This is a genomic window from Geodermatophilus sabuli (genome assembly GCF_900215145.1).
GTDB lineage: Bacteria > Actinomycetota > Actinomycetes > Mycobacteriales > Geodermatophilaceae > Geodermatophilus > Geodermatophilus sabuli.
Genome location: NZ_OBDO01000008.1, coordinates 237,533 through 254,894 on the forward strand (window position 1 = coordinate 237,533; position 17,362 = coordinate 254,894).

At 72.5% G+C, this 17,362-nt stretch carries 16 protein-coding genes; 5 read left to right on the plus strand and 11 right to left on the minus strand.

Going from position 1 to position 17,362, the window contains the following annotated elements; all coding sequences use genetic code 11:
- Positions 1-52: 52 nt before the first annotated feature.
- Entirely contained in the window at positions 53-727 is a 675-nt protein-coding gene (locus tag CRP39_RS18260) for an alcohol dehydrogenase catalytic domain-containing protein (protein ID WP_245853952.1), read from the minus strand.
- Between the two features lie 69 nt (positions 728-796).
- Between CRP39_RS18260 and CRP39_RS26965 the strand changes: the two genes are divergently transcribed.
- Positions 797-940, plus strand: coding sequence for a hypothetical protein (locus CRP39_RS26965; RefSeq protein WP_172442507.1), 144 nt, complete (start codon positions 797-799; stop codon positions 938-940).
- Between the two features lie 707 nt (positions 941-1,647).
- Here the strand turns inward: CRP39_RS26965 and CRP39_RS18270 are convergent.
- The 3 genes from CRP39_RS18270 to CRP39_RS18280 form a co-directional block, all read right to left on the minus strand.
- Complete coding sequence (locus CRP39_RS18270) at positions 1,648-2,703, minus strand: class I SAM-dependent methyltransferase (RefSeq protein ID WP_097207792.1); 1,056 nt, start codon at positions 2,701-2,703, stop codon at positions 1,648-1,650.
- A 429-nt stretch (positions 2,704-3,132) separates the two neighbouring features.
- Entirely contained in the window at positions 3,133-3,522 is a 390-nt protein-coding gene (locus CRP39_RS18275) for a response regulator transcription factor (protein WP_097207793.1), read from the minus strand.
- 284 nt (positions 3,523-3,806) lie between these two features.
- Complete coding sequence (locus tag CRP39_RS18280; RefSeq protein ID WP_097207794.1) at positions 3,807-4,652, minus strand: mycofactocin-coupled SDR family oxidoreductase; 846 nt, start codon at positions 4,650-4,652, stop codon at positions 3,807-3,809.
- A gap of 233 nt (positions 4,653-4,885) precedes the next feature.
- On the opposite strand from CRP39_RS18280, the gene CRP39_RS18285 reads away from it, so the two are divergent.
- Positions 4,886-5,827: an AAA family ATPase gene (locus CRP39_RS18285; RefSeq protein WP_216359804.1), complete on the plus strand. Its 942-nt coding sequence runs from the start codon at positions 4,886-4,888 to the stop codon at positions 5,825-5,827.
- Positions 5,828-5,851: 24 nt separating this feature from the next.
- Complete coding sequence (locus CRP39_RS18290; protein ID WP_245853953.1) at positions 5,852-6,829, plus strand: vWA domain-containing protein; 978 nt, start codon at positions 5,852-5,854, stop codon at positions 6,827-6,829.
- A gap of 259 nt (positions 6,830-7,088) precedes the next feature.
- On the opposite strand, the gene CRP39_RS18295 is transcribed toward CRP39_RS18290, so the two are convergent.
- From CRP39_RS18295 to CRP39_RS26450, 4 genes are all read right to left on the minus strand, one after another.
- A complete protein-coding gene (locus CRP39_RS18295; protein ID WP_097207796.1) occupies positions 7,089-9,959 on the minus strand; it encodes a vitamin B12-dependent ribonucleotide reductase in 2,871 nt (956 codons plus the stop codon).
- 101 nt (positions 9,960-10,060) lie between these two features.
- Positions 10,061-10,615, minus strand: a complete 555-nt coding sequence (gene nrdR, locus CRP39_RS18300; protein ID WP_097207797.1) for a transcriptional regulator NrdR — start codon at positions 10,613-10,615, stop codon at positions 10,061-10,063.
- Between the two features lie 433 nt (positions 10,616-11,048).
- On the minus strand, positions 11,049-11,678 hold the full coding sequence (locus CRP39_RS18305) for a hypothetical protein (RefSeq protein ID WP_143426695.1): 630 nt from the start codon (positions 11,676-11,678) through the stop codon (positions 11,049-11,051).
- A gap of 161 nt (positions 11,679-11,839) precedes the next feature.
- Positions 11,840-12,148, minus strand: coding sequence for a LysM peptidoglycan-binding domain-containing protein (locus CRP39_RS26450; protein WP_216359805.1), 309 nt, complete (start codon positions 12,146-12,148; stop codon positions 11,840-11,842).
- A gap of 537 nt (positions 12,149-12,685) precedes the next feature.
- On the opposite strand from CRP39_RS26450, the gene lexA reads away from it, so the two are divergent.
- A complete protein-coding gene (gene lexA / locus CRP39_RS18315; RefSeq protein WP_097207800.1) occupies positions 12,686-13,435 on the plus strand; it encodes a transcriptional repressor LexA in 750 nt (249 codons plus the stop codon).
- 124 nt (positions 13,436-13,559) lie between these two features.
- Here the strand turns inward: lexA and CRP39_RS18320 are convergent, their stop codons facing one another.
- From CRP39_RS18320 to hflX, 3 genes are all read right to left on the minus strand, one after another.
- Positions 13,560-14,549 (minus strand): esterase-like activity of phytase family protein, encoded by a 990-nt coding sequence (locus CRP39_RS18320; RefSeq protein ID WP_097207801.1) that lies wholly within the window; start codon positions 14,547-14,549, stop codon positions 13,560-13,562.
- Positions 14,550-14,592: 43 nt separating this feature from the next.
- Positions 14,593-15,339, minus strand: a complete 747-nt coding sequence (locus CRP39_RS18325; protein WP_245853954.1) for a phosphatase PAP2 family protein — start codon at positions 15,337-15,339, stop codon at positions 14,593-14,595.
- 144 nt (positions 15,340-15,483) lie between these two features.
- On the minus strand, positions 15,484-16,974 hold the full coding sequence (gene hflX, locus CRP39_RS18330) for a GTPase HflX (RefSeq protein WP_183358960.1): 1,491 nt from the start codon (positions 16,972-16,974) through the stop codon (positions 15,484-15,486).
- 153 nt (positions 16,975-17,127) lie between these two features.
- Between hflX and CRP39_RS18335 the strand changes: the two genes are divergently transcribed.
- A complete protein-coding gene (locus CRP39_RS18335; RefSeq protein ID WP_097207803.1) occupies positions 17,128-17,352 on the plus strand; it encodes a hypothetical protein in 225 nt (74 codons plus the stop codon).
- Positions 17,353-17,362: the final 10 nt, after the last annotated feature.

Consider the following 17,362-nt stretch of genomic DNA (forward strand, 5'->3'; position numbering starts at 1 on the left):
CGGGTGGTGATGGTGCCGGGCAGGCCGACCGTCATCTCGGTCGTGTGGTCGCTCAGCCCGGTGAGCACGAGAGTGCCGCCCTTGCCGAGACAGGCGTAGGCGCCGCCGATGATCTCGGTGCCGGTGATGCCGGTCGTGTCGATGCCGGTGCCGGTGCCGGTGCCGCGAGAGACTTACGGCCCGAGCCACGGCCTCCCCGCTGCCCGCGACGGCGTGCGTGGCGCCCAGGGTTCGGGCGAGCTCGCGGCGGTAGGCGACAGGGTCGACGGCGATGACGCGCTGGGCGCCGACGCCCACGGCGCCCTGCACGGCGTTGCAGCCCGCTCCGCCGGTGCCCACGACCACCACGACGTCGCCGGGGCGCACCGGGCCGGCGTTGACCGCCGAGCCCCACCCGGTCGGGACGCTGCAGGCCATGAGGGCGGCGACGTCCAGCGGGTGGTGCGGGTCGATCTCCACGCAGGAGGGCTCGGACAACAGGGAGGTCTCCGCGAAGGCCCCGACGATGCAGAAGCCGCCCAGCGGCTCGCCGTCCAGGGTGAAGGGGGTAGCTGCCGTCGGGCAGCTGCCCGGTGGCGATCGTGGCGCCGAGGTCGCGGAGGTTGGACCGGTCGGAGGCGCACCAGCGACGATGCCCGCACGCGGGCAGGAGAGCGGTGACCACGCGGTCACCCGGCTGGACGCCGGTGACGCCCGCGCCGACGGCCCGGACGGCGCCGGCGGTCATGCCGCCACCGCTACGAGCTCGCTCAGGGCTCCCGCGGCGTAGCGTGTGCTGCCTGCCGAGGAGACCGCCATGACCGACAAGTCACCGCACGACGCTCACTCCGCGAAGAAGTCCGGGAAGGCGCTCAAGGCCAAGCGCAGTGAACGCAGGGAGAAGGGGCAGGCTGCGGCGCAGATGCAGCGTCTGATGCACCCGAGAAAGCAGAGCGGCTGAAGGCGCCGTCGGGGGCCCACCAGCTCCTGGACGAAGCAGGCCGACAGGACGTTCGACAGGACCGGTCCGGGCTGCCTGTGGCGGCCGGCGCCGTCCTGTGCACGCAACCGTATGGCGATCAGCGCCACCGACTGCTCGCAGCCCGCGCCTCCGGTCAGCGTGTCCCCTCCGGCCCCGAGCTTCGCCTGGGCGCGAGCAATCGCGATCGGGGTCGTGGCCCGGCGGCACCGACCCCGAGGACGCCTACGAGCGGGTGATCCGCGAGGCCGACGACGCGATGTACGCGATCGAGTGCCGGCAGGACTGACCCCACCGACCACCGAGCCCGGCCAGGCTCGGTGGTCGGCGGGGTCAGTCCAGCTGGATCAGCGGAGTCAGTCCAGTGACCTCCAGGACCCGTTCAAACCGGGACGTCATGCGCCGGATTCGGGCCGGTCGCCCGTCCGCCCGGGCCGCCTGAGCTCACCGCACCCGGAAGGTCGGCCCGGTGGAGTCGATGTAGCCGAGCTCACCGACGTCGACGGCGAGGATCCGCAGCCGGCCGATCCCAAGTGCGGGCCATGACGGGCAGGACGGCGAGGCGGCGGCGCAATCCTGTCCCGCCTGCCTCGCCGGCGCCCCATTCGCCCCTGGGGGCTCCAGAGGGGAGCGCCCGGGCGGGGCAGGACGAACGCCTTCACTGACACGTACGCGTTCGGCGGGCAGGGTCAGATGCGGGCTTCGAGCACGATGTTGAAGGGCGTCTCGGCGGCCCTCCGGACAGCACCGAACCCGGCGTCGTGCAGGAGTTCTGTCAACCTCGCCTCACCAGCCTGCGCGCCGAGGGCGGTCCGGGGCTCCGCCGACATGGAGTGCGCCACGCAGAGGACCACGGAGGCCCCGTAGTAGAGCCGTCCCACCGGGTTGACGTTGTCCTCGACCCGGTCACCGGCCATCGGCTCCACGAGCAGGAAGGTGCCGTCCTCCTTGAGCACCTCGCGGATGTGCTTGGCCGCGCCCAGGGGGTCGGGCATGTCGTGGAGAGCGTCGAAGATCGTCACCAGGTCGTAGTCCGTGCCAGGGAAGTCCGCAGCGGAGGCGACCTCGAAGGACACCCGGTTGGCGAGCCCGGCGTCGACGGCCCGCTTGCGAGCGACGTCGATCGACGGGCGGTGGTAGTCGAAGCCGACGATCTCCGAGGCGGGGAAGGCCTCGCCCATGAGCAGGGTCGAGGCCCCGTGCCCGCAGCCGACGTCGGCCACCCGGGCCCCGGCCGTCAGCTTGCCCTCGACGCCGTCGAGGGCGGGGATCCACGCGGAGACCAGGTACATCGCGTAGCCCGGGCGGAAGAACCGCTCGACGCCCTCGAACAGTGCAGGGTCGTGCTCGTGCCACGGGAAGCCGCCGCCGGTGCGGACCGCGTCGGTGATCCGCTCGATGTTCTTGGCCACCGCGACCGGACAGTGGAAGGCCGAGGCCGCCTGCATCCCATTGGTGTCCGCGAGGAGGAACGCCTGCTCCTCGGTGAGCGAGTAGCGGTCGCTGGTGGGGTCGTAGGTGACGTAGCCGCCGGCAGCCTGGCCGGCCAGCCACTCGCGCACGTAGCGCTCCGCGACGTGCGCGTGGGCGGCCACCTCCTCGGGGGTGGCCGGCATGGTCATCTGCAGTGCCCGGTACAGGCCCAGCCGGTCACCTATGACGGCATTCAAGGCGTGATAGCTACCACCCACGTCGGTGACGAAGCGACCGAGCAGTTCGTTGAGCTTGTTCTCGTCGAGGGTCATGGCAGAACCTCCTTGTGATCCCACGGGGCTTCCGGGCTCTGGGGATGAGGTGCTGCCGCGTGGGCACCTGCCCGGGGTGGGAAGGGGCGCCTCTTCCTGGATGCAGCAGCGCCTGGCGAAGTGCCCCGTCGGGTTCAGGAGACTGTTTCGCCGGTTTGCCCACCGGGTCAAGAGGCGGAGGCAACCGCCTGCGAAGCCGGTCTGCCCGGGGGCGGTCGCGGTAGCAGACGAGGCCCGCTCCGGCGGCGCGGGGTTTTCATGCGCGCGTGTCCCCGAGCCGATTCGAGGGGAAGTTGCGGACAGATGCTGATCATGAAGAGCGTTGTGGAGAACCGGCCCCTGCCCCTGTGAGCGGTGGCCCGCGCCGTCACATCGGAGCGCCGTGGGTGCGTGGCGGGGCTGAGGGGTCCCACGCGGCCGGTCGGGCGGCTACCGCGGGTGGATACCGGCGCGGATGGCGAGGGTGACCAGGTGGGCGCGGTCGCGGGCACCGACCTTGCTCATCGCCCGGTTGGCGTGGGTCTTGACGGTGAGCGGGGAGAGGTGGAACCGCTCGGCGATCTGGGCGTTGTCCAGGCCGTAGACGACTGCGCCGACAACCTCGCGCTCGCGGGGCGTGAGCTCGGCGAAGCGGGCCGCCAGCGCCGGGTCGACGGCGATGACCCGCTGATCCACGACATGGTCGACGACCGCAGCGACCGCGCCGGGTGACAGGGCGCGGGCACCGACGGCGACCTGGGTGATGGCGCCGGTCAGCTCGGCCGGCCCGGTTCCCTTGCTGAGTAAGCCGTCCGCGCCGGCGCGAAGCGCGGCCAGCACGTTCTCGTCCTGGCCACCTGGGGAGGCGGCACTCGACCCCCATCGTTGATGGAGCCGAGCGCCGCCCCCAGGTCAGTCGGTCAATGTGCCTGTTGGCCGAGTCCGGGACATTGCCGTCCGAACTCAGGACATTGCTGTCCGCGCCACGCGGACATCTCCTGGCCCACTACATCAGCTGTCGACGGCCATCCAATGTCGGTCCAACGGCCAGGGATTGTCCCGGGAGCCGATCCGGATGCCCATAGGTCACGTGGCCAGCCGGTGAGCGCAGCTCTCAGGGCGAGTCAGGCCTCGGGTGGGATCTTGTACGGCGCGGTGCCTCCCGCGTCGACCTGGAGGGTCACGCCGGTCACATAGCGCGCCTCGTCCGAAGCGAGGAACAGGACGGCGTTGCTGATGTCGACGGCGTCGACCCAGGGGATAGGCAACGCGTTGACCGCCTTGAAGCCCTGAGCGGCCTCGTCGCGGCTGGCCCCCGGCATCCCGAACAGCTCGTACATGGCCGGGTTCTGCACCATCGGGGTGTCCACCGTGGTGGGGTGCACGGAGTTCACCCTGATCCGTGCCGGCGCGAGCTCCACCGCCAGCGTCCGCATGAGCCCGGTGACGCCGTGCTTGGCGGCGACGTAGTGCGCCAGGTTCGGGAACGCCACCAGACCCGCGGTGGAGCTGATCAGGATGATGGAGCCACCTTCCCCGCGCTCCACCATCGGGCGCGCGGCGGCCTTCACCGTCTTCCACACGCCGGTGAGGTTGACGTCGATCATCGTCTGCCAGTCGTTCTCGCTGAGGTCCAGTGCACCGCCGAAGGTGGCGATGCCGGCGTTCGCGCAGACGATGTCGATGTGGCCGAACTGGGACATCCCCTCGTCGACGGCTGCCTGCAGCGCCGAGAGGTCGCGGACGTCGGCCTGCTGGGCGACGATCCGGCGGTCGAGGCTCTCCACCTCCTTCACCGTCTGGTCCAGGTCCGCCCGGCTGGCGCCCGGATAGGGGACGCCGGGCACGTCCTCGCAGATGTCGACGGCGATGATGTCGGCGCCCTCCTGGGCGAGGCGGACTGCGTGCGAACGCCCCTGACCGCGTGCGGCTCCGGTGATGAAAGCGACCTTGCCCTGCACTCGTCCCACTTCGCGTGCCTCCCCTCGGTGGCGGCCTCTTCGATGAGCCCGGCCCCCGACAGTGGCGTGGGTCACATCCTGGGTCAAGGGTGCCGGGTGCGCAGCGGGTGAACCCTGTGGTGGCGGACGGCCCGCGCCGGCGGTAGACAGACCGCGACCGTTCACGTTCACCCGCCGCACCCCGGGAGGCGGCCCTGAGCACCGACGCCCCGCTGTCCGACCCGGCACTTTCCGGCAACCGGGTGACCCGCGACGAGGCACACTCCGTCCGGGACGCCCGTGCGCGCATCGCCGGCCATCTGGTCGGGCGGGGGCGCGAGCTCGACCTGTTGCTCGCCGCCGTCGCGGCCGGCCGGGACATGCTGCTCGAGGGGCCGCCGGGAACCTCCAAGTCGACCCTGCTGCGCGCCATCACCGCCGAGTGGGGGATCCCGCTGCTGTTCGTCGAGGGCAACGCCGACCTGACGCCGTCCCGTCTGGTCGGTCACCACAACCCGGCGCGGGTGCTGCGCGAGGACTACTCGGAGGACAACTTCGTCGCGGGCCCGCTCGTGAAGGCGATGCGGTCCGGCGGCTTCCTGTACGTCGAGGAGTTCAACCGGGCGCCCGAGGACACGCTGAACACCTTGCTCACCGCGATGGCGGAGCGGCGGATCGCCGTCCCGCGGGTGGGCACCGTGGAGGCGCTGCCGACGTTCCGCGTCATCGCCTCGATGAACCCCTACGACAACATCGGGACGACCCGGCTGTCGACGTCCGTGCACGACCGGCTGTGCCGCCTGTCGGTCGACTATCAGGACGCCGAGGCCGAGCGCGGCATTGTCGTCCGGCGCACGGGGATCCGGTCGCCGCGCCTCGTCGCGGACGCGGTCGCGCTCACCCGGGCCACCCGGGAGCGCGAGGACGTGCAGCAGGGCAGCAGCGTACGGGGCGCGATCGACGTGGCCCTCATCGCCGCACAGCTGGCCACGATGCGCGGCGTCGAGCTGCCCGACGACTCGTCGATCGACCCTCCGCGCGGGTTGCCCGAGGCGTACACCGGCCTGGTCCTCGACGCGATGGTCGTGGCGCTGTCCGGCAGGATCCACCTCGACGAGACGATCGAGGAGACGCCAGAGGACGTGCTCCGCCAGATCTGGGACGACCACTTCCTGCTGAGCCCCGCGGCCGCCCAGCCCGGTTGAAGGGAGATCGAGGCCGACTCCCCGGTGCGCCGGCCGCGCGACTCGCGGACGTCCCGGTCGCGGACCCTGCGGCCGCTGCGTCGCAAGCCCAAGCCGCTCACCGAGGAGCCCTCGCTGTTCACCCCGGCCCCGAGCGGTCGGGGCGGGCTGGTGCTCTCCGCCCGCGACCCCGGGCGGCGCGGGCCCCCGGCCCGGCAGCGCGGGGGCAGCGCGCCGGGAACGACCGACGAGCCGGCGCGGGTCATCGGACTGGCCGACCTGGACGTCACGGACGTCGACGAGCGGGTGGCCCGGCAGCGCGCGCGGGAGATCGCGGCCCGGCTCGCCATGCCCCGCCCGCGGCGGGACACCCATGCCCGCCGCGGCATCGGCGAGCTGGAGAGTGTCCAGTACCGGGCGGTCGCCGACGACATCGACCTCGACCGGACCCTCGACGTCCTCGCCGGCAACCCGATGCCGGAGGACGACGACATCACCGTGCGCGAGCGGGAGCGGACCCGCCGATCCGTGGTCCTGGTCGTGGACGTCTCCGGGTCGATGAAGGGTGAGCGCGTCCGGACGGCGGCGGCGACCGTCGGGGCGCTCGCCGGTGAGCTGCACCGCGACCAGCTGGCCGTCGTGGCGTTCTGGTCCGACGCCGCCGTCCTGGTGCGCCTCGGCGAGCCGGTGTCCCCCCTGCGGGTGCTCGATCTGCTGCTGCGGGTTCCCGCCCGCGGGTTGACCAACGTGGCGTTCGCGCTGGAGGTGGCAGGCCGCCAGCTGGCGAACGTATCCCCGCGGGACGCGCGGGTGCTTTTGCTGTCCGACTGCGTGCACAATGCCGGTCCTGACCCGCGTCTGACCGCTGCCCGCCTGCCGCGGCTCGACGTCCTGCTGGACACGTCAGGTGAGGACGACGTCGAACTCGCCCGGGACCTGGCCCGACTCGGCCGCGGACGGCTGCGGCCGGTGCGCGACCACCGCGACGTCGCACGGGCGCTGATCTCCCTCTTCGCCCGCTGACACCCGCCGACACGACGCAGATGAGCAGGTGCTCACACGTCAGCCAGCACGGCGCCCGGACTCGCGTGGCTCAAACCGACCCCTGGACAGCTGTCACGGATGCACCGCAAGACGCCACCGGCCCGGCCCCGCAAGGGACCGGGCCGGTGACGACCTCAGTGGTCAGGGATGTCGTCCTGGCCAAGTTCCGGACATCTCTGCCCGAACTCAGGAGATTGCTGACCGCGCCAGCAGGGACGATTCCTGGTCGTTCACATCATCAGCTGCAGCCGCTGGTGGAGCCGCAGCCCTCGCAGACGTAGCAGCTGCCGGCCGGACGCATCTTCGTGCCGCAGGTCATGCACAGCGGCGCGTCGGTGGCCGTCCCGGTGACCAGCTCGAGCAGCTCCGCCGAGGAGTGAGCCTCCTTGACCGGCTTCTCCGCCTTGGCCTCCGGCTTGGTCGGGGCCTCGGTCGGCGCGGAGCCCCGCAGCGCCTCGAGATCCACCTCGTCCTCCTCGGCGACCGTGGCGGTCGAGGCGGAGGTGTCGTAGCCGGAGACCTGAGCGGCCCGCTCCTCGGCGCTGAAGATGCCGAGGTTGGCCCGCTTGTCCACCGGCAGGTGGTCCAGCGCCAGGCGACGGAAGATGTAGTCCATCACCGACTGGGCGATCCGGATGTCCGGGTCGTCGGTCATGCCGGCCGGTTCGAACCGCATGTTGGTGAACTTCTGGATGTAGGTCTCCAGCGGCACACCGTGCTGCAGCGCGATCGACAGCGAGATGGAGAAGGCGTCCATGACACCGGCGAGGGTCGAGCCCTGCTTGCCGAGCTTCAGGAAGACCTCGCCGAGGCTGCCGTCGTCGTACATGCCTGCGGTCATGTAGCCCTCGGCGCCGGCGACGCTGAACGAGGTGGTGACGCTGGTCCGCTTCTTCGGCAGCCGCTTGCGGACCGGGTGCGCGAGCGCGGCGGGCGCGGCGGCCTCGACCTTCGCCTCGTCCTTGGTGCCGTCGTTCTTGCCCTTGCCACCGGACAGCGGCTGGCCGACCTTGCAGTTGTCGCGGTAGATCGCCAGCGCCTTGAGGCCGAGCTTCCAGCCCTGGAAGTAGATGTTCTCGACGTCCTCGATGGTCGCCGACTCCGGCATGTTGACCGTCTTGCTGATGGCCCCGGAGATGAACGGCTGGACCGCGGCCATCATCCGGACGTGGCCCATCGGGGAGATGGCCCGCTCGCCCATCGCGCAGTCGAAGACCTCGTAGTGCTCCGGGCGGAGGCTCGGCGCGTCCACGACGTGGCCGTGCTCGGCGATGTACTCGACGATCGCCTCGATCTGCTCGTCCTGGTAGCCCAGGCTCTTCAGCGCCCGCGGGACCGTCTGGTTGACGATCTGCATGGACCCGCCGCCGACCAGCTTCTTGAACTTGACCAGCGAGAAGTCCGGCTCGATGCCGGTCGTGTCGCAGTCCATCATGAAGCCGATGGTGCCGGTGGGGGCGAGCACCGAGGCCTGCGCGTTGCGCCAGCCGGAGTCCGAACCGATCTCCAGGCACTCCTGCCACTGGGCGGTCGCGGCCTTCAGCACGTCGGCGTCATCGGCGCCGACCGGGCGGATGGCGTCGTTGGCCGCGGCGTGCTTGCGCATGACCCGGGCGTGGGCGTCGGCGTTGCGGGCGTAGCCCTCGTAGGCCCCGACGATGCCGGCGAGCTCCGCCGAGCGGCGGTAGGCCGTGCCGGTCATCAGGGAGGTGATCGCCGCGGCGAGGGTCTGGCCGCCGCGGGAGTCGTAGGCGTGGCCGGTCGCCATGAGCAGGGCACCCAGGTTGGCGTAGCCGATGCCCAGCTGCCGGTAGGCGCGGGTGGTCTCACCGATCGGGTCGGTCGGGAAGTCGGCGAAGCAGATCGAGATGTCCATCGCGGTGATGACCAGCTCGACGGCCTTGACGAAGTTCTTCGAGTCGAACGTGCCGTCGTCCTTGAGGAACTTCATGAGGTTCAGCGATGCCAGGTTGCACGAGCTGTTGTCCAGGCTCATGTACTCCGAGCACGGGTTGGACGCGTTGATCCGCCCCGTCTCGGGGTTGGTGTGCCAGTCGTTGATGGTGTCGTCGTACTGGATGCCCGGGTCGGCGCACTCCCAGGCGGCCTGGGTGACCTTGCGGAACAGGGACTTGGCGTCGACGGTCTCGATGACCGTGCCATCGAGACGGGCCCGCAGGCCGAACTCGGTGCCGTCCTCCACCGCGCGCATGAACTCGTCGGAGACGCGGACGGAGTTGTTGGCGTTCTGGTACTGGACGCTGGTGATGTCCTTGCCGCCGAGGTCCATGTCGTACCCGGCGTCGCGCAGCGCGCGGATCTTGTCCTCCTCGCGCGCCTTGGTCTCGATGAACTCCTCGATGTCGGGGTGGTCGATGTCGAGGACGACCATCTTGGCCGCACGGCGCGTGGCGCCACCGGACTTGATGGTGCCGGCGGAGGCGTCGGCGCCGCGCATGAAGGAGACCGGGCCGGACGCCGTGCCGCCGGAGGACAGCAGCTCCTTGGAGGAGCGGATGCGGGAGAGGTTCAGCCCGGCGCCGGAGCCGCCCTTGAAGATCAGCCCCTCCTCCCGGTACCAGTTCAGGATCGAGTCCATCGTGTCGTCGACGGCGAGGATGAAGCACGCGCTGACCTGCTGCGGCGCGCTCGTGCCGACGTTGAACCACACGGGGCTGTTGAAGCTGAAGTACTGGTGCAGCAGCATCCAGGTCAGCTCGTGCTCGAAGATCTCCGCGTCACCCTCGGTGGCGAAGTAGCCGTGCTCGCGGCCGGCCTGGCCGTAGGTGAGCACGACCCGGTCGATGAGCTGACGCAGGCTGCTCTCGCGCTGGGGGGTGCCCACGGCACCGCGGAAGTACTTCGTCGTGACGATGTTGGTGGCGTTGATGCTCCACTCGGCGGGGAACTCCACGCCGCGCTGCTCGAAGTTGATCGAGCCGTCGCGCCAGTTGGTCATGACGACGTCACGACGCTCCCAGGTCACCTCGTCGTACGGGTGCACCCCGGCGGTGGTGAAGACCCGCTTGATCTTCAGGCCCTTCCCCCGGGTCGGCGCCTTGGTGGCGCGACGCGTGCGGCCCGACAAGCGATCCTCGGTCTCGGTCACGGAGCTCTCCCTCTGTTGTGGGACTGCTGGCGGCTGGGGAAGAGAGCCGCGCTCTGTTCTAACGGGTGGTGCTGACAGTTCTCAGGTGCCGGCAGGCGTCGTCATCGATCGGGGCTGCCGTCGGGGGCGGCCTGGCTCCGCCCCGCACCCCGCCGGCGGACGGCGGGCGGGTCGTTCTGCATGCCAGGGAGCGGCAGGGTCCCGGCCGCGATGTGCCGGGCCCGCAGCTCGGTGATCTCCTTCTCGAAGTCCTCGAGCGAGGTGAAGGCGCGGTACACGCTGGCGAACCGCAGGTACGCCACCTCGTCCAGCTCCCGCAGTGGCCGCAGGATGGCCAGCCCGACCTCGTTGCTGGGCACCTCGGCCGCCCCGGTGGCCCGGATGGCGTCCTCGACCTGCTGGGCGAGCTTCTGCAACTGGTCCTCGTCCACGGGTCGGCCCTGACAGGCTCGACGCACGCCGGCGACGACCTTGGTGCGGTTGAACGGCTCGCTCACGCCGCTGCGCTTGACCACGGCGAGCACGGCTTCCTCCACCGTGGTGAACCGCCGGCCACAGGCGGGGCAGGACCGCCGACGGCGCGTGGTGGCGCCCTCGTCGGCCTCGCGGGAGTCGATGACCCGGCTGTCGGGGTTGTGACAGAAGGGGCAGCGCATCGCTCTGCCCTCCTCTCCGCACTCCGACGCGACACCCACCCGGCCCGGACGACGACCGCGGGAGCGGTCGCCGACGCCGGTTCCGCGGGCCGGCTGTGGACCCTCCTGGGGACATCCGGTGGACGTCGGGGGGAGAACCTGAGGACCGGCCTGTGGACGGGCTTACATCCGTGCAACTACTAGATGTAGGGGAACCCTAGGACGGTCCCCACTAGATGTGCAAGCCGGGACACGCGCGGTTCGTTCCGTCGTGACCCGCCCGTGACCAGCAGGGCGCTCCTGTCCCACGCGTCACCGGGACACGCGCGACACGCCTCCCGGCAGTCGCACGGTGGAGCAGGGCGGGTGTATGGCGTGTCGGTTCAGGAGGCGCAGGGCAGCCGACCACGACGGGACCGGACCGACCGACCCCGCCCCCGGGTGACGCCGGCTCTCAGGCGCGGACCGAGCCGTCAGGGCGCACGAGACGCGGGCGCGGCAGGCGGTCGCCCAGTCGCAGTGGCCGGGTCAGGCAGTCCACCTCGGCGCGAGGCGGAGCGGTCGCCGCCGTCTCGGCATCCGTGCGCGTCTCCTCGTCGGCGGCCCGATGCCGGCCCCTGGCGGCGGGGGCGCGGTGCCGACCGGTCACGTCGGCGCGGACCGCGGGCTGCTCGGCGGTCACGTCGACGCCGTGGCGCCGACGTCGGCGCGGAGTCTCCGCACCCGACGCCCCGACCGCACCGTCAGGCAGTCGGGGGCTGGCGACGATGTCGGCGACGAGTCGCTCCCGGGCGGCCGCCCGGCTCCAGGACACGGTCGGGGATGCCGCCAGGACCGGCGCCTCGGACCGCGGGACCGCCGGGGCGGAGACCCCGGGCTCCGGCAGTCGGAGGTCGGCCAGGTCGGTCCACGTCTCGTGCGCGGCGTCGCCGACGGTCACACGCACCCGCACCTCGCAGGCACCCCGGGCATCGTGACGCCACCCCAGGATGACGCCGGGCCGCCAGGCGCCGTCCAGCTGCACCTCGACACCCGGGGACTGCTCCGTGAAGACCGCTGCTCGGCTCGCCGACATCCCAGACACGCCACCGACCGTAGGTCGCGAGCCGGGCACCGGGTGTCAGCGACCGGGCGCGCAGGCTTGACGAAGCTGAGGTGCCGGCCTTGTCGCTCCCTGGCCACACGGCCGCGTCGACCCAGCTCAGCGCCGCGTCGGCAGCCCGCAGCACGCCCGGGGCGGCCTCCTCAGGGCAGTCGCAGGACCTGACCGGGGATGACGACCGCGCCGTCGAGGTCGTTCAGGTCCTCGATCGCGTCCACCACGGCGCGGACGTCCTGGTCGTCACGGGCCGCGTCACCGGCGATGGACCACACGGTCTGCCCCGGCTGCACGACGACGCTGCGCTCGCCCACGAGTCGGAGGTCGTTCGACTCCCCGCCCAGCAGAGGGGCGAGCCAGGCCCCCAGGGCCAGTCCGACCGCGAGCGCCAGGACAGTTGAGACGCGCCGGCCCCGCAGGGTCAACCGCAGCCCGGGGCTCGTCCGCCGCCCCACCCGGCCGCAGCCACCCCGCACCCCACGCCCCGGCGACGAGGGCACCACGACGCCCGGCACCGGACGCACCGGGCCCCGGACCCCCGGGCGCGCCCCGTTCCCCGCACCGGACCGGACACCCCCGGTCGGGGCCGGCCGACCCGCACCCGGCCCGGCGCCCCCGGCCGGCTCCGGCCCTCCCGCACGCGCACCCGGCGAGGTGGGTCGCGCCACTGCCTGCCGCAGCGCACGCCGCGCCCCGGGCTCGCCGGGCGCAGGAACCGCCCGGAGACGGGGACGCCACGGCACCTGCACCGCGTCGTCGAAGTCGAGCACCGCCCGCTGCACGCTCGCCACGACCACTCCTCTCGCCGACCCACCAGATGTCGAACACCTGTTCGGCCAGGACGTCTGAGCGTTGTCTACCGGAAGCCCCCGACGAAAGCCACACCACCCACCGACGACTTCGAACACGTGTTTGATCCGGCACGCCGGGCGCGCTACGGTCGTCCTGGAAGGTCGAGACGTGCTGCACGGGCAGCCGGCGAGGAGGCGACGGTGGCGGAGAAGAGCGGGACGTCAGGGGGCCGCCGGAGGGCGGCGGGCCCGCCGGCGGCCACCGAGACGGCAGCCGTGCGCACGTTCCCCGACCGAGGTGAGGCCGGCGACGGCCTCACCCAGCGTCAGCGGCGGGTGCTCGAGGTCATCCGCGACTCGATCGAGCGCCGCGGCTACCCGCCGTCGGTGCGCGAGATCGGCGAGGCCGTCGGGCTCTCCTCCGCCTCGTCGGTCGCCCACCAGCTGACGGTGCTGCAGAAGAAGGGCTGGCTGCGCCGCGACCCGAACCGGCCGCGCGCGCTCGACGTCCGCCTGCCCGGGGACACCTCCGGCGAGTCCGTGCAGCCGTCGGCGGCGGGGTCGGAGGAGACCCCGGCCCCCACGTACGTGCCCCTCGTCGGGCGGATCGCCGCAGGTGGTCCGGTCCTCGCGGAGCAGGCCGTCGAGGACGTCTTCCCCCTGCCGCGTGAACTGGTCGGCGAGGGCACGCTGTTCATGCTCAAGGTCGCCGGCGACTCGATGGTGGAGGCCGCGATCTGCGACGGCGACTGGGTCGTCGTCCGCCAGCAGCCGACCGCCGAGAACGGCGAGATCGTCGCCGCGATGCTCGACGGCGAGGCCACGGTGAAGACCTACAAGCGCCGGGACGGGCACGTCTGGCTGCTGCCGCACAACCCGGCCTACGAGCCCATCCCCGGTGACGAGGCCACCATCCTCGGCCGCGTCGTCACGGTGCTCCGCCGGGTCTGAGGTCCAGAGGGTGAGCCGCCGGACCCGGGCGGGTCCGGCGGCTCACCGGCTCCGGCGACAGCCGCGCCGGCGGCCGGATGGACGGAGCCCACCGGGCTCACGTCCCGACCGTGCGCGGGCCGGCTCAGGTGCGGCGGCGGAACTTCCCGGTCAGCCACACCAGCGCCGTGGCGACCACCGCCGCGACGACCGCGGTCGGGGTCAGCGGGACGCCCCCCTCGGAGGCGGTCAGCAGGCCCGGCAGCCCGCCGTCCGACGACGTCGCTGTTGCCGCCGCCCCGGCCCCGGCTGCCGTCCCGGTGATCGGGACGATGGTCACGTCGCTCGGCAACCCCTCGCCGGCGACGACGACCCCACTGCCGTCCGCGGTGAAGCTGATCGCCTCGCCCTGTGGCGCATCGGGCAGCGCCATCCGCACGGGCTCGGCGGTGAGGGCACCGGCGACATCGGAGCCCGACAGCGACCACACGTAGGCGTCGGTGTAGGTCCGCAGCGCCAGGCGGCTCCCGTCGGCGGCCACCGCTCCCCCGGTGACCATGAGCTGGCCGGCCCGCCCCACGGGCCCACCGGAGGTGCCCGTGAGTGTGAACTCCACGCCGGCGATCTCCGTGAGGGCCACGGTGCCCGACTCCACCAGCGCCGTCACCGGGCGGTAGACCCCGCTCGCGCCCAGCACCTCCTTGGAGACCAGGTAGGGCGCGCCGTCGGGGGCCAGCAGGAGCGCCTCGACGTCCCGGGCCCCGTCGGGGTAGATGAGCCGGTACACCCCGGTGCTCCCGTCGGGCCGCAGCGCCAGCAGCGCCACCGTCTCCCGCGTCCCCTGGTTGTCCCCGGTGTCGGCGAGCCACACCGTCCCGTCGGCACCGACGGCCAGGTCCTCGGGGTCGAAGGGGTCCACCGGCGCGGTGCGCACGGTGAGCACCCGGCAGGTGGCGTCCAGGACGAAGACGTCGATCTGCCCGCCGCCGTCGTTGATCGCCAGCATCCGGTCACCGACCACGACCAGGCCGGACAGCTCCGGCAGTCGGGGGTCGGTGATCGAGCACTGAGTCGTCGGGGCCGGCGCGGCCTCCTCGGCGGACGCCGGGAGAGCGGCAGCGAGGACGAGCGTCACCGCGAGGGCCGCCCCCGCACCGAGACGTCGCCCTGCGACGCCGCTACGCGGAGGGCCGGCCAGCTCGGGCACCGACCCAGCGTGACAGCACCGCTGCGTCCAGTGCGTGAACCACGCCCAAGAGCAGGATGCCGACCGCCGCACCCACGACGGCGTCGGTGACCCAGTGGAAGTCCAGCGAGACCATCGCCACCCCGGTGGCCACCGGGCCGGCCACGCTGAGCAGCCCGAAGGTGCGCTGGGCAGCGGGCGCCAGCCGGAACTCGACCGCCTGCCAGCGCGCCACCCCCCACATCAGGACCGCGTTGGCGACGTGCCCGGAGGGGTAGGAGGCGCCGTCGCGGTAGAAGAACGACCCCGGGTAGGCCGGTGCGGTGCGGCCGGTCCCGTACTTGAACCCGTAGACCACGACCGTGAGCAGGGCGAGCGCGACCAGCACGCGCAGCAGCGGCACGACGCTGCGCCGCCGCCAGACCAGGTGACCGACGAGGCCGGTCAGGACGATGAGGATGAAGCCGCGCCCGCCGAGCTGGGTGACGGCCCACACCGGCCAGTAGGCGGCGGAGTCCTTCAGGTCCCAGGCGCTCACCACCTCGGAGACGCGCAGGTCCATCCGCTCCAGCGTGCCGCGGCTGAGCAGGTCGACGGTGACCCCGATGGTCACGACCAGCGCGACGACCAGCAGCCACCACGCCGGCCGGCCGGAGGAGACGACCCGCGGGGGCGACGCCGGAGCGGCGTCCACCGGCAGTTGCCCGCCGGGACGCCGCCGCACCGCGCCGCTGGTCACGCGCCTCACGGTACCGGCCCGTGACGTGCTCGTGACCTCGCCCGACCGGGCGAGACCCCCTGCCCAGCGTCGGGCGAGACACGCGTCGCACAGGTCGGGTGACCGGTGCGACGCGTGGGACGGGAGACGGCGATCGCCGCCGGGTCAGGCGACCGGAGCGGCGAACTCCTCCAGGGCGGCGGCCAGCGCGCCGTCGACCCGGGCGGTCAGCCGGGTGCCCCCGGCCTCGTGCTGCTCGCTGAGCACCTCGCCGTCCCGGTGCATCCGGGCGACCAGGTCGCCGCGGTCGTACGGGACCAGCACGTCGACGTCGACGTCGGGGTGCGGCAGCCGGGCCGCGAGGATCTCGCGGAGCTGCTCGATCCCCTGACCGGTGCGGGCCGACACCCACACCGCGCCCGGCAGCGCCCGGCGGAGCATGAGGATGTCCTCCTCGGTCATCGCGTCCACCTTGTTGACCACGATGAGCTCCGGCACCGCCGACGCGTCAATCTCCTGCAGGACGACGTGAACTGCGTCGATCTGGCCCAGCGGGTCCGGGTCGGAGCCGTCGACGACGTGCACCAGCAGGTCGGCGGCGGCCACCTCCTCCAGCGTCGAGCGGAAGGCGTCGACCAGCTGGTGCGGCAGGTGCCGCACGAAGCCCACGGTGTCGGTGAGCGTGTACTCGCGACCGTCGGGCGACTGCGCGCGCCGCACCGTCGGGTCGAGGGTGGCGAACAGGGCGTTCTCGACCAGCACGCCGGCACCGGTCAGCCGGTTGAGCAGGCTGGACTTGCCGGCGTTGGTGTACCCGGCGATCGCCACGCTGGGGACGGCGTTGCGCCCCCGGCTGGACCGCTGGGTGGCCCGCGCGGTCGCCATGCCGGCGATCTCGCGGCGCAGTTTGCTCACCCGCGCGCGGATCCGCCGCCGGTCGGTCTCGATCTTGGTCTCACCGGGACCGCGGGTGCCGATGCCGCCACCGCCGGCGACACGACCACCGGCCTGGCGGGACAGCGACTCACCCCACCCGCGCAGCCGCGGCAGCATGTACTGCATCTGGGCTAGCTCGACCTGCGCCTTGCCCTCCCGGCTGGACGCGTGCTGGGCGAAGATGTCGAGGATCAGCGCGGTCCGGTCGACCACCTTGACCTTGAGGATCTTCTCCAGCTGGTTGAGCTGGCCCGGCGTCAGCTCGCCGTCGCAGATCACCGTGTCCGCGCCGGTGGCGGCCACGATGTCGCGGATCTCCGCCGCCTTGCCCGAACCCACGTAGGTCCCGGCGTCCGGCTTGTCGCGTCGCTGGCTGACCGCCTCCAGGACCTGGGACCCGGCGGTCTCGGCCAGGGCGGCGAGCTCGGCGAGGGAGCGGTCGGCGTCGGCCTGCGTCCCCTCGGTCCAGACACCGACGAGCACCACGCGCTCCAGGCGCAGCTGTCGGTACTCGACCTCGGTGACGTCGGCGAGCTCGGTGGACAGGCCGGCGACCCGGCGCAGCGCACCGCGCGCCTCGAGCTCGTAGGAGCCGGTCGTGTCGTCCGGCTCGTCCCACTGACCGGCAGGGGCGGGACGGGTCGTCTCGTCGACCGGGGCGGCCCGCAGGTCGCGCTCCTCGGTGTCGGGGAACTCGGCGCGGTCGGGTGCTGTCGTCATCGTCTCCAGCGTGGCACGGCCCAGCAGACTGGGCACCTGAGTTGTCATCGCCCGGTACAACACCGTGGACGCCCGGGACCATCCCGCGGGCGTACGCGTGGCGGCGGCCCGGCCGGGTAGGGGCGGACGACGACCATCCCGAGGAGGCCAGAGATGACCGAGAGCGGCAGCAGCAGCCTGGGCGCGGACGAGGGGATCGACGACCCGGGCCGCGACCCGAAGGGCCTCGACCCGCCGCGCAACCTGTTCGGCGGCGGCGCCGACCAGGACAGCGGCCAGGGGCGGCCGGCGGGCACCGGGAACGTCGGGCCGGCGGACAAGCCCGAACCGCCGACGGACGACCCGGAGACCAGGGCCGACACCCCCGACCGTCCCTGACCCGCGAGGT

Bases quoted from the DNA above. Each gene is read 5' to 3' on its own strand.
- CRP39_RS18260 (WP_245853952.1), bottom strand. From the start codon at position 727: ATGACCGCCGGCGCCGTCCGGGCCGTCGGCGCGGGCGTCACCGGCGTC.
- CRP39_RS26965 (WP_172442507.1), top strand. From the start codon at position 797: ATGACCGACAAGTCACCGCACGACGCTCACTCCGCGAAGAAGTCCGGG.
- CRP39_RS18270 (WP_097207792.1), bottom strand. From the start codon at position 2,703: ATGACCCTCGACGAGAACAAGCTCAACGAACTGCTCGGTCGCTTCGTC.
- nrdR (WP_097207797.1), bottom strand. From the start codon at position 10,615: ATGCGCTGCCCCTTCTGTCACAACCCCGACAGCCGGGTCATCGACTCC.
- hflX (WP_183358960.1), bottom strand. From the start codon at position 16,974: ATGACGACAGCACCCGACCGCGCCGAGTTCCCCGACACCGAGGAGCGC.
- CRP39_RS18335 (WP_097207803.1), top strand. From the start codon at position 17,128: ATGACCGAGAGCGGCAGCAGCAGCCTGGGCGCGGACGAGGGGATCGAC.